This window comes from Capnocytophaga sp. oral taxon 878 (assembly GCF_002999135.1).
GTDB lineage: Bacteria > Bacteroidota > Bacteroidia > Flavobacteriales > Flavobacteriaceae > Capnocytophaga.
Genome location: NZ_CP027229.1, coordinates 163,553 through 179,679, shown reverse-complemented (window position 1 = coordinate 179,679; position 16,127 = coordinate 163,553). Strand labels below are relative to the sequence as shown.

13 protein-coding genes and 1 tRNA gene are annotated in these 16,127 nt (G+C 39.1%); 5 read left to right on the top strand and 9 right to left on the bottom strand.

Annotated elements, in window-relative coordinates; genetic code table 11:
- Nucleotides 1-67 precede the first annotated feature (67 nt).
- From C4H12_RS00880 to C4H12_RS00840, 8 genes are all read right to left on the bottom strand, one after another.
- Nucleotides 68-141 (bottom strand) — tRNA-Asp (locus tag C4H12_RS00880).
- 159 nt (nucleotides 142-300) lie between these two features.
- Nucleotides 301-1,635: a dGTP triphosphohydrolase gene (gene dgt, locus C4H12_RS00875; protein WP_106097234.1), complete on the bottom strand. Its 1,335-nt coding sequence runs from the start codon at nucleotides 1,633-1,635 to the stop codon at nucleotides 301-303.
- A gap of 391 nt (nucleotides 1,636-2,026) precedes the next feature.
- Nucleotides 2,027-2,530 (bottom strand): hypothetical protein, encoded by a 504-nt coding sequence (locus tag C4H12_RS00870; RefSeq protein ID WP_106097233.1) that lies wholly within the window; start codon nucleotides 2,528-2,530, stop codon nucleotides 2,027-2,029.
- Nucleotides 2,527-3,060 (bottom strand): hypothetical protein, encoded by a 534-nt coding sequence (locus tag C4H12_RS00865; protein ID WP_106097232.1) that lies wholly within the window; start codon nucleotides 3,058-3,060, stop codon nucleotides 2,527-2,529. The genes C4H12_RS00870 and C4H12_RS00865 overlap by 4 nt, the downstream gene beginning before the upstream one ends.
- 20 nt (nucleotides 3,061-3,080) lie before the next feature.
- Nucleotides 3,081-3,890: a hypothetical protein gene (locus C4H12_RS00860; protein ID WP_106097231.1), complete on the bottom strand. Its 810-nt coding sequence runs from the start codon at nucleotides 3,888-3,890 to the stop codon at nucleotides 3,081-3,083.
- Nucleotides 3,891-3,902: 12 nt separating this feature from the next.
- Nucleotides 3,903-4,370 (bottom strand): SMI1/KNR4 family protein, encoded by a 468-nt coding sequence (locus C4H12_RS00855; protein WP_106099386.1) that lies wholly within the window; start codon nucleotides 4,368-4,370, stop codon nucleotides 3,903-3,905.
- A 400-nt stretch (nucleotides 4,371-4,770) separates the two neighbouring features.
- The gene (locus C4H12_RS00845; RefSeq protein ID WP_106099385.1) at nucleotides 4,771-6,120 is read right to left on the bottom strand and encodes an SMI1/KNR4 family protein; all 1,350 of its coding nucleotides are present in this window, start codon (nucleotides 6,118-6,120) and stop codon (nucleotides 4,771-4,773) included.
- Nucleotides 6,121-6,130: 10 nt separating this feature from the next.
- Nucleotides 6,131-6,748, bottom strand: a complete 618-nt coding sequence (locus C4H12_RS00840) for a hypothetical protein (protein ID WP_106097229.1) — start codon at nucleotides 6,746-6,748, stop codon at nucleotides 6,131-6,133.
- A 428-nt stretch (nucleotides 6,749-7,176) separates the two neighbouring features.
- On the opposite strand from C4H12_RS00840, the gene C4H12_RS00835 reads away from it, so the two are divergent.
- The 3 genes from C4H12_RS00835 to C4H12_RS00825 are packed head-to-tail and all read left to right on the top strand — an operon-like array spanning nucleotide 7,177 to nucleotide 12,256.
- A complete protein-coding gene (locus C4H12_RS00835) occupies nucleotides 7,177-8,856 on the top strand; it encodes an outer membrane beta-barrel protein (RefSeq protein WP_254424786.1) in 1,680 nt (559 codons plus the stop codon).
- Nucleotides 8,857-8,868: 12 nt separating this feature from the next.
- Nucleotides 8,869-9,846, top strand: coding sequence for an OmpA family protein (locus C4H12_RS00830; protein ID WP_254424785.1), 978 nt, complete (start codon nucleotides 8,869-8,871; stop codon nucleotides 9,844-9,846).
- Between the two features lie 7 nt (nucleotides 9,847-9,853).
- Nucleotides 9,854-12,256 (top strand): heavy metal translocating P-type ATPase, encoded by a 2,403-nt coding sequence (locus C4H12_RS00825; protein WP_106097228.1) that lies wholly within the window; start codon nucleotides 9,854-9,856, stop codon nucleotides 12,254-12,256.
- On the opposite strand, the gene C4H12_RS00820 is transcribed toward C4H12_RS00825, so the two are convergent.
- Nucleotides 12,219-13,340, bottom strand: a complete 1,122-nt coding sequence (locus C4H12_RS00820; protein ID WP_106099383.1) for an 8-amino-7-oxononanoate synthase — start codon at nucleotides 13,338-13,340, stop codon at nucleotides 12,219-12,221. The two genes, C4H12_RS00825 and C4H12_RS00820, sit on opposite strands and share 38 nt — an antisense overlap.
- A 151-nt stretch (nucleotides 13,341-13,491) precedes the next feature.
- On the opposite strand from C4H12_RS00820, the gene C4H12_RS00815 reads away from it, so the two are divergent.
- Together C4H12_RS00815 and C4H12_RS00810 are read left to right on the top strand one after the other, a co-directional pair.
- Entirely contained in the window at nucleotides 13,492-14,919 is a 1,428-nt protein-coding gene (locus tag C4H12_RS00815; protein ID WP_106097227.1) for a Gfo/Idh/MocA family protein, read from the top strand.
- Nucleotides 14,920-15,018: 99 nt separating this feature from the next.
- Nucleotides 15,019-16,104 carry an AAA family ATPase gene (locus C4H12_RS00810; protein WP_106097226.1) on the top strand — a complete coding sequence of 362 codons (1,086 nt, stop codon included), beginning with the start codon at nucleotides 15,019-15,021 and terminating at the stop codon, nucleotides 16,102-16,104.
- Nucleotides 16,105-16,127: the final 23 nt, after the last annotated feature.

Sequence of the window (16,127 nt, the reverse complement as noted above, 5' to 3'; positions counted from 1 at the left end):
TTCATTGGTTTACTATAAACCCGTGTAAAAATATTTACACAAAACAACACAACTAAATCTTATGAAGCGGTCTGGACGGGACTCGAACCCGCGACCCCATGCGTGACAGGCATGTATTCTAACCAACTGAACTACCAGACCTCATTTTTTATCAGTAAACTGTGCAATTCATTTCTTCATTGCGGGTGCAAAGGTACAACTATTTTCATAACCTGCAAATTTTTCGGCAACTTTTTTTCATTTTTTTTGCACTTTTTTGCAACCATTACTGATAATCAGTAATTTATATGATAACTTTTTTTATGCCCTACTTGCTGTTTTTAGGTGTAATTCGACCGCATTACTATCGGTTAGGCTGGCTATGTAGCAGGTAATGCCCATCACTTTGTTGTATAATGAGCCTTCTTTGCGGTATTTTTCGGGTAACTTTTTAAGTAAAAGTCGGTCGAAGGAGGTTTCTCGTCCGTTTTCTTGATTGATGATTGCGGTAAAAAATATGTCTAACAAGTGCTGTAAAATGACATAGCCTGAGACTTCTTTTTCGACTACCTCATCGGATTGATAGATATTCTGGACGCTGCAATCGATCACATCTTTAATTTGGTGGCGGTATTTACTATTATGTAATAGGGATTGGTGGAACTCACCTGCGAGTATGGCTTGCTCATTCTGTACAAATATATCGGTGGCATCTTGTACCAAAGCGTTTATGGCTACGGCACGTAGGTAGGCTATGCGTTCCTCTTTGGTTTGCAAGCGGGTGTATTTATCGGTGTTGATACGATCGGTAATGATGCCTCCCATATATTCTAAGGCTACATCTTCGCTAATGAGTCCTAAATTAATACCATCTTCAAAATCGATAATGGTATAGCAGATATCATCGGCTGCCTCGACTAAGAATGCTAATGGATGGCGTGCATACCGCAGCTCGCCAGCGGTACTATTATTTTTTAACCCTAAAGTTTCGGCTACTTCTTTAAAGAAATCTTTATCGCCTTGAAAGAATCCGTATTTTTTATCGGCAATCCTATCGGTAGGGCGTATGGGCAGTGATTCTTTGGGGTACTTGGTGAAAGCGCCCAAGGTGGCGTAAGTGAGGCGCAAACCTCCTTCTACCCCTAAGCGAGTTTCATTGAGTATACGGAAGCCGTTAGCGTTACCTTCGAAATTACATAGGTCGGCATACTGGGCATCGGTAAGGAGGTGCTTGATGGCTGTTCCTTTTTTGAACTGAAAGAACTCGCCTATGGCTTTCTCGCCGCTATGCCCAAAAGGAGGGTTGCCGATATCATGGGCTACTGCGGCTGCGGCTACTATTGCGCCGAAATCGTTTGTTTGGTAGCCTAATTCGCGCAAGTATGGGTATTTGGTGAGGAGGTGCTTGCCTATGGAGCGCCCCAAACTTCGGCCTACGACTGACACCTCGATACTATGGGTGAGGCGGGTATGTACGAAACCTGTTTTGGAGAGGGGAATTACTTGTGTTTTGTCCTGCAAACTGCGGAAGGCACTGGAGAAGACCACTCGGTCATAATCCATATCAAAGCTTAGGCGTGTTTCGTCCTCATTGAGGCGAGGTCGTGGTGTAATATCGCCGTATTTATTAAGAGATAATAATTTTTCCCAGATCATATTTTTTTATTTACATAGTATTGGATGTGCAAAAGTACAAATAATTTGGAAATTGGCAATTTATAAGGAGCTGAGGTGTAATGAGAATAATGCAATGGTTTGGGGATTTTGTTGTGTTTTTCGCAATGAGAAGTTTGCGGTATGATGTAGCTGATACCCAGCAAAGTAAGGGTTATCCTTCGTTTATAGTTCGTTTATCCTTCGTTATAAGTTCGTTCATCCTAAGGTATAGCTATAAGCTGCTTAGGGCAAGAATAAGTATAAAACATATTGATTATTAAGAAATTACATTTTTAAGCTAAAAACAAAATAGAAGTGATAGCCTTTTGAAGTATTGGCAATAAAAATGAGATATGGATGAGAATTTCACATTTCAATTAGTGAATAGTTATTATGAGTTGGTTACTTTTCCGTTGAAATCAATGTGATATTCGTGATAATTGAAATCAATGAGGTGAATTCCTTTGGGGGTGAGGGTAAAAGAGGGGGTGCGCTCTGTGGGTGAAACGAAAATATCTTTCCCACTGAACTGCCAGAGGATTTTGCCTTGCTTGTTAAGACGTGATATCTCGACCTCGCCGTGGGTAATGTAATCGTCTTGATAAGGGGCTATCTCAAAGCAAGTAGCCATATCGACCTGCGTATGCCAAAGGAGTTCTAATGTAGGCAAGAGAAGACAAAATACCTCATTGCCACAGGCTACCAGAAGTTGGTCGTGATTTAGAAGTGTATTTTTCTGACTGATGGCATTGGCTGTGCCTGCCCCTGAGAGTAATATATGGTTAAGTTCTTCTTCAGCCTCATAGAGATAAACTGCTATTTGAGGAGGGTATGATGCTTTTTCTGTTATTTCTATCTGATAAGGATTTTTATAAAGCCAAAGGGTGTTTTTCATAGTTTTGATTTTCTTTTGAATATAATAAATAGTATAAAACTCAAACTTACTGCTATATTAATTATAAAATTTAGTAGTGGAGCGTGTTCTAAAAGAGTTTTATCTAATACGAATTCGGCTCCATCTTGCTGCTTAAAAGGTTCGGTAACTACAAACTCATAGAGCGTAAATAACAGCAATCCTAAACTCAGTAGAAACAATACTCTTTTATAGAGTTTATTTTTGTATATGAGCAAGAAAAGGATGTTAAAAACTAAAAGGAAAAACGCAAAAAATAGGGGTACAGGATACCATTCTATAAGATCTAACTCCCAATAGGGAATTATTGGTCGCACACACCGGAATAAAAAGATTCCTACAGCTATATTATAGACCATTATGCCCAATGCTAATAAGATTTCAATTAGAGAGGAGATAGATTTATTCTCTACTTTTTTTGCCACGAAAGCGATTAAGTGAAAAACTAACAAAGGAATTATGAGTTTTCCTGCCAGTTCCAACTCTGAAGATATAGAAGGATATAAGTTCATAATAACTTCTTTTTAAGGTTTTATAATTGTTCTTTAATAGTGTCTATCAACTCCTCTACTTTCTTGAGTTTCCCTCCAAAGTATTTTTTGTCTTCTATGATTTTTTCAAAGATATCCTCTATGCTATGAGCGGGTGAGAGTGTCCATAAACTATAAGGTTTCAACTGTACTGTCCCTATTTTTTTAAGGGAAGGCAGTATCGTTCCTAAATCTTTATGGTTGAACCAGCAATCAGTTTTGAGGGCAAAATCTTGGTTGTTTTTCCCACAGGCGAGTTCGCTTTGCAGAAAGTCGGTCATTGTAGGATAAGTAGGGGCTAAATATCGAGTAGGAGCAAGATGATACTCTATTTTTCGGGGAGTAACCTCTACAGCTGACACAAAGCAGATGCCATAACGATCACTAATGGTTATTGCCAACACATCTCCTACTTCAAAATAAGGTGTTTTAGGTTTCTTGGGAGTAGGTTTCACAAGAGGCTTGGGGTTGTCCTCTTGCAATTGTAGTTTGAGCTTGTCGAGTGCTTTCTGTCGTTGTTTTTGGGCTTTGCTGTCTATCTCATTCCAGAGCGGTGTTGCTCCTCGTTCTATGAGTTGCAAAGCTTTGGTGCGCACTTCATCTTTTGGATAGCCTATTTTCCAAAGGGAATACGCAAAAGCCGTCCAATAGATTTCAGTATACAATTCATCAATACAGAAATTAACTTCCTCATTGAGCCAATCTTGTCTGATTTTCTCTACATCCTCACCATCTTTATAACGCTCGGTGATGTTGTTGTAAATGTCGTAGCCACTATCGCTATCTATGATTTTCACGCCGTCTATTGCCATAGTATTGTGTTTTTAAGGTCGTATAATTGTTTCTTCTACTTTGCCTTTGATCATATTTTCAATAGCGGTATAGAGGTCACCTCCATAGAAATAGTGATAGGTTTTGCGAGGCGTCCAAGAGGAAAGGTCAAGCACACCCCATACACTACCTACACTATCGATACAGAGAACTTCATCGGCATTGACATCGCCAAAGGGAATAAGCTCGGTAACTCCTGCATCGGATTCGTAGTATAGCATCTCTTGGCGAGTAGGGAGGTTTTGTGAGTATATAAAAGCCATATAGCCGTCGTTGCGCTTGATATCCTTGCCGTCGAATATGGTAAGGAAAGTGACGAGTTCGTGAGGCAAATCGTCATAACCTGCCTCGCGATAGCGCGCTTTGATAGTTTCGGTACGAGCGCGTCGCTCTTCTTTAGAGAGAGTATTGAGTAAGGTAATACCTTGCTTTTCTAAAAGGTTTTCTAATGATTTTTTCATTGTTTCTTTATTTTTTTTACCACTCGCAAAGGTACGAGCCGTACGGGCAAGAGAGCTGGGGGTAGGCACGAGCTACAAGCTCGCGCCAGCTGGGAAAAGTAGTGTGTTTATATGAATACTTTCCGCTTGGAACTCTTTTGCCAAAACATTTAATAATATTGGTTTGTCTCCTTGATCATTTACGAATATTTTGTAATACATTTATTTTATCAATTTCTTAAACAAACTCACTAACCAAAGAACGAGTAGCAACACCGGTAGTATAGGTAGCAAGAGCAGAAAAAACAATAAAAGCAAAAAGCAACCCAAGTGCTCGTTATAGGTAAAGGCTTTGTTAAACCCCTCAACGAGGAGTTTAGTAATCCAAAGCTTCTCTATGGTCTTTTTTAGTTCCATCTTCTTATTTTCTTGCTTCTTCAATGGTGAGACCAAAAGAAGCTAAGCGGTATTCTAAGTTAGAGAGGACATAGTCTTTCTCTTCAGGGAAATGTTTGGCTATTGCTTTGTAATAGGGTAATAAGCGTTTGTCTTCCACCCCAGAAAGGGCTTGCATAACTGTGCAAAGGACACCGGTATCGGTCTCTTGTAGCCCTTTGATAAAGGTATCGAGGTATTGTTCTTTCTTCTTGCTTTTGCCGAGGGTATAGTAGGCAGTGCTACGTATTTGGAGATTCTCATTATCGGTGAAGGGCAGGATCACTTCCTCGAAATTGTCATCTCCTTCCGTAAGGAGGTAGGTAGCAAAATCAAAGGTTCTTTCGTCGGTAATGGTAGGCAATAGCTCTTTTACAACAGACACCCAGTCGGCACAATGGTCTTTTGCATACCACCATACGAACTGAAATACCTTTTTAGGATCATTGGTTACCAAATCTTGCAAGTAAGGTTTGGCTCGCTCATAAGACGATTGGCTTAGAATTTCAATTAAGAAATCTCTATCGTCGTTGTTTAAGGCAATGAGCTTTTCTATCTTGTCTAATAGAGCAGGTTCTAAAGGTGGTTTTTTATGATATACCCCCTCGAGGCAGTCGGTTTGAGTTTTGCGGTCGGTAGTGTGTTCATATTCATTGAGGAGCACCTCAGCGGGTTCGCCCCGATGGTAGCCAAACCACGTAGGGCGGTCGTCTATTAGTTGCCCCGAAATGACCTCATCGAGGTAGCGTTCGTACCAATCTAAGAAGTTGGTTTCGAAAGCAAATTTGGGTTGCGCGAGGTCTAAATCTACATTCACTACACGACCGGCATATTTGCCATTGAGCACCAAGGCGTGTTCATAGGTACAGCCCTGACTCCCCAGAGGCAGAAGCCCACCAAAGACTTTTGCTCGTTCGGCAAAATACTTATCATCGTCTTCTTCTTCCTCTTCTTCAGAAGGCAATAGTGGATCGGAGAGCGTTTCCCATTCTTCTTGAGTCATATCAGGAGAAAGGTTGCAAGGTGCTTTGAGGTAGGTTTCTATTTTTTCGTAGAGTAGGCTATCTAAAGAAGTGCCAAAGGCATACAGGCCGTAATAAGGTCCGGCTATAAAGTCTGATTTTTTAGCTTTAGCATCGCCTACAGTAAGCATAAAGGCACGATAGCATTCGGGGAGTTGTACGCCGTATTTCTTTTCAAAGGCAAGGACTTCCGCCTCGCTTACGGGCGGGTTGAGGTGGTACTTATGAGCATCGGCTCCAAATACTTGTAAATCTTTATCGGCGGCTTTGGCTTGGGCAAGCTTTTGCTGAATGCGGTGGAGTTGTTCTTTCATTTGTTTATTTTTATATATTCCCATAGACCTCTATATAGGCGCAGGTGAGGAGTTTTTCTTCTAAATTGGCAATGACTTTCTGTATAAAAATCTTTACTTTATCATCGGTAAATGTATGTTGGCGCAGTTGTGCAATGATTTTTCGGCACGTGGTAGAGTCAAAGACATTGCTGGTTGTACAATTGAAATAGTTTTCGACTTTGTTACACTGGGGTTGGTATAGGGGAAATACGGACTTGAAATTTTTTAAAAGATACTTATCAAAATCTTCTATTGGGATGAAGATAGAACGCTTGGACAGATTGTTCAAATTGGCATCTAAGGCACTGATGAGATAGCCCATACCTCTTTCGGTGGTATCTCTTTTATCTTCAACACTTATAGTTAGTGAAGTGCTAAAAATGTGTTTTACAGCCTTTTCGACATTCTGACTGAAACGCTCATATACATTTTCGGCTTCCCAATGTTCGCACTCGGTTTCTGCCATTATAGTGGCTATATTTTCTTGGTGATAGAGGGCTATGGCGGCGGGGATATCACCTGCAGTTTGCTCTAATAGGGTTTTGGCTTTCTGCAAGGGAAGGGCAAGTTGGGTTTTGAGGGTTTGTATTTGTTTTGGGTATTGCATTACTTGAGTGTAAAGTGTTATGAGGGATGTGGATTTATAGTTTTATATGTGGCAAAAGTACAATTTTTTTGGTAATAAGCAAGAGGTTATTTAGGTAAGAGGTAAGAGACTATGGAGAGAGTTGGGGGTACCTGCTGGCTGACTATCCTTCGCGACATACTCAGCTGCGCCAGCTCGCTGACTATCCTTCACGACATACTCAGCTGCGCCAGCTCGCTGACTATCCTTCGTTTATCCTTCGTTTATCCTTCGTTATTCGTTCGTTCGGGGTTAAGGTGAACTGGAGGGTAGTATTTTTCTGGTTGAGGGGCAAAGGATAATGGAATGGAGGTGGAATGGAGGTGAAACAAAAAAATATGATATGCTTTTTTGGTTATTAGGAAATTATTCGTACTTTTGCATTTGGAAATTTAAATAATTTATAAAAAATGAAAAAATACTTTTTTACTATTACATCTCTTTTGGTGTCGAGCGTAATTACGGCTCAGGTGAAGGATATTAGCTTTGCGGTAGCGCCTACAGCAGACTATGTGTGGTGGCACAAACAGGCTGGTATTACTAATGGGTTTATGGCTGGCGGTTCGGTAGGCTTTGGTTTTGGCAGGAATATTGAATTGCTAGGGTCATACAGACAGTCGATAGGTTTGAAATCAAAGATAGATGGATTTTCGGCTCCTGATGCTATTGCATCGGTTTTTGAAGCTACGAATGTAAATGTACACCGTTGGGGAGGTGAACTGAAAGGGAATATTCCGTTGGCTTATTCATTCCAGCCTTATGTTACTCTGGGCTCGGGAGTGCAAACAGTTAAAGCTAACAACCTAAGTGAAGAGCAGGTGTTTTTTGGTTTGGGATTGGGAGCTAAATTTAACTTGACTAGAAGACTTACCTTGAACTTAGAGGCTAAGGCTACACGCTTTAACTTTGATGCTTCGAACCTGCTGCACAAATCATCGGAGGCACGCACTAGTGCTTACAACCAATGGGTGAGCAACAATGTAAATGAGAAGGATATGTTCGCATGGAGTGTGGGTGCTGGCTTACAACTGTACTTAGGAGGGCGCAACCCTAATGAGCTAACAGAATTAGATCACTCATACACTAACTTAAAGAGCTTTAAAGTGGTATTGGAACCGTCTTTGGGTTATTTGAACTTTAGTGGTGATAGCAATTTGCGTGACACTTACTTGGGCGGGGTATCGGCTGGATTTGATTTCACTGAATATATTGGTATCCGTGGTTATTATTATCAGGCTATGGAAAATGAAAAGATAAGCACTAACTTTGATAAACTATCATTATATGGAGGTGACTTTTTGGCGCGCTTAAATATATCAAACGGTGTAGTTCCTTACGTATCGGTAGGGGCTGGCTATATGAATGTAGGTAGCAACTATGTAGGAAGAACTAGCACTGGAAGCAACAAATCGGGTATTTTTGCTAAAGGAGGGGTAGGTTTGGCTATTCCGTTGGGTAAGCATGTTGAATTATTTGGGGTAGCTAACTTGCTTTTCAGCACTCAATCGGACGATGCTACAGCGGCTCTTAAATCGGCTAATAAACTTCAAAAGAATACTTTTTACCAAGCTGGTATCCGTATTAAATTGGCTAAAAGTAATCACACTGAAGTATATACTCCTTACACTGATGTAACAGAAACAGCAAGCACTACTACCGTAGCTGCAAATAATATTAATAAAACTACTACCCCTTTGACACAAAAACAAAAAACTTTGGCTTACTACAATGAGCAAATAACAGGAGTAGAGAAACAAATACAATTGGCATTGCAGAATGGCGATAACGCTAATGCACAACGCTTGCTAAAAGAAAAACAACAGTGGGAAACTTTGCGCAACCAATATGCTGCTGAGAACATCCCTTATATGTCGGTAGAACAAGTGCGCTTGGTACGTATGACTCCTGAAGAATTGCAAACACTGATAGATAATGTAGTGAAAAGTGTAAAAGAAGGAGAAGGTAAAAGTACTGACCAACGTATAGATCGTCTTGAAAAATTATTGTTAGAGTTAAAACAGCCAGCTGTTCAACCAGTAATAACGTTACCTGCTACAACAGGGACTATTAGCACTACTACTCAACCTTAAATTTTCTAACAGATGATAAAACAAACGTATCAAATAGTATTATTATTATTACTGTTGGTGGGTAACTATGGGTTGGCGCAGGTAAAACCTACGCCAACCAAAACAGAAATAGTAATGACTACTGATGAACTGAAGTACCTTTTGGAGCAGATAGCGCGAGCAGAAATACAATCAATTAGAGATAAGAAATTGGATAGCTTACTGAAAGGTACTGAAAGTACAACTCAAGAGGGCATTATTAGACAAGAGGTGCTACATAAATATATTACCACACAATATATTAGCACTGCTACCCCCACTGTAGTGATGTACCCACCTAACGCTAAACAAGGTGTGCAAACACAAACTGTATATTCGCCTACAAGCGTTATAGTACAAAACATCCCTGCACAAAATACAACTGCCTTACAACAGCAGTTGGCAGATTTATCGGCATCTATTCAGCAATTAAGACAACAACAGCAAGCACTTATGGCAGCCTTGGCGGTAGGTACTGGAGCTGTTTTGGCTAAAAACTCACAAAAAGAGGTGCCTAATGCTGGGGTTAATACAACTACTGTAAGCAGTATAGCTACAGGAGTAAGGACAGCAGTTGTAGCACAACCTACAACTACTCCTACCGTAATTTCACCTGAAAGACGTATGGAGTTAGAGCTTATTCTTGCTAATAGAAAGTATAAGACAAGTTTTATCTATTTTGCTAATAACTCGGCTACTCCACAACCTCAAAATATAGAAGGGATAGACGAAGCGGTAGCATTACTTAAAGCTCATCCAGAACTTTCAGTACTTTTGGAAGGGTATGCTAGTAACGTAGGTGGCGCAGATTATAACAATTACCTTTCGATGCAACGATCCATAAACGTATCAAAATTATTGCAAGCAAAAGGAATTGAAGCTGAACGTATACTAACAGCTTTTAAAGGAATAGATAAAAATGCAAATGCTTCGACAGCAAGAAGGGTAGAGATTTTGGTTATTATTAAATAAATATAATATGGAATACACTGTAGAAGGTATGGGCTGCTCCGGATGTGCTACTACTGTACAAAACAAATTGGCTACTGTTCAAGGAGTAACAGCTGTTTCAGTTAGTTTTGACACTAAAAAGGCAATTATTGAAGCAGAGACCGAAATTCCTTTAGAAATTTTACAAAAAGCGTTGGAGGGTACTCATTACAGTATAGGAGACCCCTCCAACCTAGAAAAAAAAGATCATAAAGAAAGTATAACTATAGCTAACACCCCCACTGAGGGACACTCTAAGATTGGTGTGTTTTACTGCCCTATGCACTGCGAGGGTGATAAAACTTATAACCATCCTGGTGATTGCCCTGTATGTGGTATGGACTTGGTAGAAGTGCCTACCTCATCTTCAGAACAAGAAGGAAAAACTGAAGACATAAAACGTACAAAACTACGTAAACACTTCTGGGGGGCTGTAGCTTTCACACTACCTATTTTTATCATTGCTATGAGCGGAATGTGGCATAACAATCCGCTATACAGACTAATGCCCGTAAAAGGGTGGAACTGGGTGCAGTTTGCCCTATCGGTTCCTGTAGTATTTTATTTTTGTAACATATTTTTTATAAGAGCGTGGCGTAGTATTAAAACGCTGCGCTTTAATATGTTTACCCTAATAGGTATAGGAGCTGGAGTAGCGTGGGGTTTTAGCGTAATAGCGTTATTGGTTCCTGATATGTTCCCTGAACAGTTCAAAGAACACGGGAATGTACACCTCTATTTTGAGGCTGCTACTGTTATTCTTACCTTAGTCCTCTTAGGACAAGTTATGGAAGCTGATGCTCATAACAAAACACAAGGAGCTATTAAACTACTGCTGAACTTAGCCCCTAATAAAGCTACTAAAATTACACATAACAATGAGGTAGAAGTACCAGTGGAAGATGTTGTTATTGGTGACTTACTACGTGTAAAGCCTGGAGAGAAAATACCAGTGGATGGAGTAATTACCGAAGGTGTAACTACCATAGATGAAAGTATGATTACAGGAGAGCCTATTCCTGTTGATAAAGAAGTAGGTAGCCAAGTGTCGGCAGGCACACTGAATGGTAGTCATACCTTTGTAATGCGAGCTGAAAAGGTGGGCAGAGATACGCTTTTATCTCAAATAGTACAATTAGTACAAGAAGCTAGCAACAGCCGTGCTCCTATACAACAATTAGCAGACCGTATAGCAGCCTATTTTGTGCCTATAGTGATAGGAATTTCAGCACTTACCTTTGTATTATGGATAATTTTTGGAGGTGAAAATGCTTATGTATACGCACTACTGAATGCTGTAGCCGTCCTTATCATAGCTTGTCCTTGTGCGTTGGGCTTAGCCACCCCTATGTCGGTTATGGTTGGAGTGGGTAAAGGAGCACAGCATGGTATCCTTATTAAAAATGCTGAAGCCCTTGAAGTAATGAGTCAAGTAGATACTTTAGTGATAGATAAAACAGGAACACTTACCGAAGGGAAACCTACAGTAAGTGATATATACACTTTTGGCAATACTACTGAAAAAGAACTTTTGAATATTCTTTATAACCTTAATAGATATAGTGAGCACCCTCTTGCAAAAGCTACTAATGCATACACAAAGGCACTAGATGCTACTCCCCTACCCTTTACTGAATTTCAATCGGTTGCTGGTAAAGGAGTAAAAGCAAATTATGAAAAAAAGACTTACTATTTTGGTAATGAGCAGCTATTAAAAGAAGTAGGAATTACTATTCTGGGTGAAATAGAAGAGAAAGTAAATGCTATGCGGCAGGAAGGCAAAACGGTTTCTTTAGTAGCTGATAATGAAACTATAATAGGAGCTGTTGGTATTGCTGATAGGGTAAAATCTACTACCATAGAAGCTTTAAGTGAATTGCACAACTTAGGGGTTGAAATAGTAATGCTTACTGGTGATAATGCCTTAACAGCTGCTGCTGTGGCTAAAGAAATAGGCCTAGATAATTACAAAGCTGCTATGTTGCCACAACAGAAACAAGAAGAAATTACCCGCCTACAGAGTGAAGGAAAAATAGTAGCAATGGCAGGAGATGGAATGAATGATGCACCTGCCTTAGCAAAAGCCAATGTGGGAATTGCTATGGGTACTGGCACAGATATAGCCATTGAAAGTGCTGGAATTACCTTAGTAAAAGGAGACCTTAAGGGTATTGTAAAAGCAAAAAAACTAAGTTATGCTGTGATGAAGAATATACGTCAGAACCTTTTCTTCGCCTTAGTGTACAACACAGTAGGTATACCAATAGCTGCTGGAGTATTATACCCTATATTTGGTATACTTCTATCACCCATGATAGGAGCTTTGGCTATGAGTTTCAGCTCAGTGAGCGTTATTAGTAATGCTTTGCGATTGAGGCGACTAAAGCTGTAATTTGCTCCTTAGTGTTAAAACTATGTAGACATATACGCAAACGTTCTTGCCCTACGGGTACTGTGGGGGCTAAAATAGGAAGAACCCCAAAACCTTCAGTTTGCAGCTGTTGTGCTAGTGCTTTTACACGTTCATTACCAGCTACTATTATAGCTTGTATAGCTGACTGTGAGCTAATAAAGCCTTGTAGCTGATATTTTTCTACTTCCTTAGTAAAATGTTTAATATTGCAATGTAAAAATCCAATAGCTTCTGTGTGTTGTAACTGCTCATAGCCAGCCCTAATAGTAGCTACACTATGAGGACTCATAGCTGTAGTATAGATAAAAGAACGTGAAAAGTTTACTAAATAATTAATCACTTCGGGGGCTGCTAATACTGCTGCTCCATGTGCTCCTAACCCTTTGCCAAAAGTAACAATACGAGCAAATACTTCTTTTTCTAATCCTAAAGCCTGTACTAAACCACATCCATGAGTACCCAATACTCCTATAGCATGGGCTTCATCTACAGCTACATAAGCATTATGACGCTTTGCTAAGAGTACTAACTGTTGTAAATCGGGACTATCACCATCCATAGAGAAGACTGTTTCAGTAACTATTAAAATTGTTTTATCAGGTGAAGCAAAGCGTTGTAGTAACTTTTCTAAATCATCTAAATCATTATGTCTAAACTTATAAGCTGTGGCTAAACTAAGTGAAATACCATCACGTATAGAAGCATGACTATAACTATCATACAAAATAATATCACCTCTACCAACTATACAAGAAAAGAAACCTACATTGGCATCATAGCCGGAGTTATAAAGCAGTGCAGCAGGTGAATGATGAAATTTAGCGATATAGGTTTCTGTTTCAGTAAAAATAGCCAAATTACCAGATAATAAACGTGATCCTGTTGCGCCATAAAGTTGAGGTTGAGTACTAAGTAACTGTTCTATACTGCTGCCTATTTTCGAGTTATTACTAAAACCAATATAATCGTTGGAATAGAAATCAATAGCAAAGGAACGCATTGCAAGACTACGCAATGCGTTCTTTTTTTGTCGTTCTGATAATTTTTGCAAAATATGTTTCATCATAAAAACAATACTATCTTTTGAAAATGAGCGGCAAAGATAAAAAAGAATGATAAATATAAAAAAGTTTTTTATTTTTATTTTTTACTTTTAAGATTTTTCACTACCTTTGTCGCATTAATAATCAACCTTTAAAAAAGTATTTCTTATTATGTTAAAAAGAATTTATCAAGTAGCCTTAGGCATTGTTGTATGTTTAGGCTTTGTGGCTTGTAATTCTAATCAAGCCTCATCCTCAAGCACTAGAAAAGACTCAAGTGCTTACCAAATTAAGGTGCCTACACCACCTCGTCCTGCAGGACAAAAAGATGTACTAAACCTTACTACTCCTAAAATGGAAACTGTACGTGTAGGTATTATTGGTTTGGGTATGCGTGGGCATGATGCTGTAAGACGTTTGAATCACGTACCTGGAGCTAAAATTACTGCTTTGTGCGACATTCGTCCTGAGATGGTAGAGCGTTCACAAAAAATTCTTGAAAAAGAAGGATTAGCTCGTGTAGATCAATACACAGGATCAGAAGATGCTTGGAAAGCCCTATGTGAAAACAAAAATGTAGACCTTGTTTATATTGTTTCAGACTGGAAACACCACGCTCCTATGGCTCTTTATGCTATGCAACATGGAAAACATGTAGCTATAGAAGTACCTTCTGCTCTTACTATGGAAGAGATTTGGGCTCTTATTGATATGAGTGAAAAAACTCGCCTACATTGTATGATGCTTGAAAATTGCGTATATGACTATTTTGAAATTACAACCCTAAATATGGCACAACAAGGACTTTTGGGTGAAGTTATTCACGGAGAAGGTGCTTATATTCATAACTTAGATGATTTCTGGACTTATTATTGGAATAACTGGCGTTTAGATTATAATGCCAAAAACCGTGGTGATGTATACCCTACTCATGGTATAGGACCCGTTTGCCAAGCTCTTAATATTCACCGTGGTGATAAAATGAACTATATAGTTTCATTTGACACACATCCTTTTAGAGGAAAAGAAGTGTACAAACGCGTAATGGGTAAAGAAGATCCTAACTTCCAAAACGGAGACCTTACCATTAGTATGATTAAAACAGAAAATGGTAAAACTATCCAAATACAACATGATGTAGTTACACCTCGCCCTTACTCTCGTATGTACCAACTAACTGGTACTAATGGTTTTGCTAATAAATACCCTATACAAGGCTACCTTATTCAGCCTGAAAGCATAGCTAAAGACGAAGTTCCTGATCATCAAAATTTATCAGCACATAACTTTATGCCTGAAGCTGCTAAAAAAGCTTTAATGGAGAAATACAAACCTCGTATTCTTAAAGACCTAGAAGCTCGTGCTAAAGAAGTAGGTGGACATGGTGGTATGGATTTCATTATGGACTATCGCCTTATCTACTGTTTACGTAATGGTTTACCTTTGGATATGGATGTATACGACCTTGCTGAATGGTGCTGTGTGGCACCTCTTTCTAAGTTATCATTAGAAAATGGTAGTGCTCCTGTAGAAATCCCTGATTTTACTCGTGGTGCTTGGAAAAAAATTAAAGGTTATAAACATGCTTTTGCTGACTAATACAAATTCATAAACACTCATAAAAAAGGGTATCTAGAAATTATCATTATTCTCTGGATACCCTTATTATTTATATTTAACAATTAATCTCTATCAAATATGTCAGATGTATTAAGACTTCCTGCCGAGCAGCTCTACTCTAATGAGTTGGAGGCGCTTAAAGAAGAAGATAAAAAACAAGAAAAACCTATAGGCTGGCAACTATCACCTAAAGCTGTACTTAAATTTATTACTGGAGGCTCTGCTAGTGGTATAACTATCACCCCTAAGTATATAGGCCACAATCGGCTTGTAGAAATAGCTATTGCCACTCTTCTTACTGACCGTTCTTTGTTACTTATAGGTGAGCCTGGAACTGCTAAATCATGGCTTTCAGAAAATCTTACAGCTGCTATTAGTGGTGATTCACAAAAAGTAATTCAGGGTACTGCAGGTACTAGTGAAGAACATATACGCTATTCATGGAATTATGCTATGTTACTAGCTAACGGACCTTCACATGAAGCTTTGCTAAAATCACCTATTTATCGTGCTATGGAGAGTGGTTCGATAACACGATTTGAAGAAATATCACGTTGTGCCTCAGAAGTGCAAGACGCTCTCATTTCTATTCTCTCAGAGAAAACTATCGCTATCCCTGAGCTTAGTGAAGAACAAGCAGCCAAACGCGGTTTTTCAATCATTGCAACTGCCAATACACGTGACCGTGGCGTAAATGAAATGTCATCAGCACTCAAACGCCGTTTCAATATTATTGTATTACCTGCTCCAGCTACCTTAGAAACAGAAGTATCTATCGTAACTAAGCGTGTAGCGGAAATATCAAATAACTACAAGCTAAAAGCTCATTTACCAAAGAACGAAGCTATTGAAAAAATAGTAACAATATTCAGAGAATTGAGGAAAGGAACTACTTTAGATGAGAAACAAAAACTAAAATCTCCTAGTGGAGTTATCTCAACAGCAGAAGCTATATCACTTATCACTAATAGTATGGCATTAGCAGGTAGTTTTGGTAATGGAACTGTTACCGATGAAGATCTTGCTTCAGGCTTACAAGGAGCTGTAGTAAAAGATGAGGATAAAGATAAAATAGTATGGAAAGAATACCTTGAAAATGTAATGAAGAAAAGAGGAACTAGTTGGCGTGAACTTTACAACCAATGTTCTATAATGAATAGCTAAGAATTAAATAATTTATAATAAAA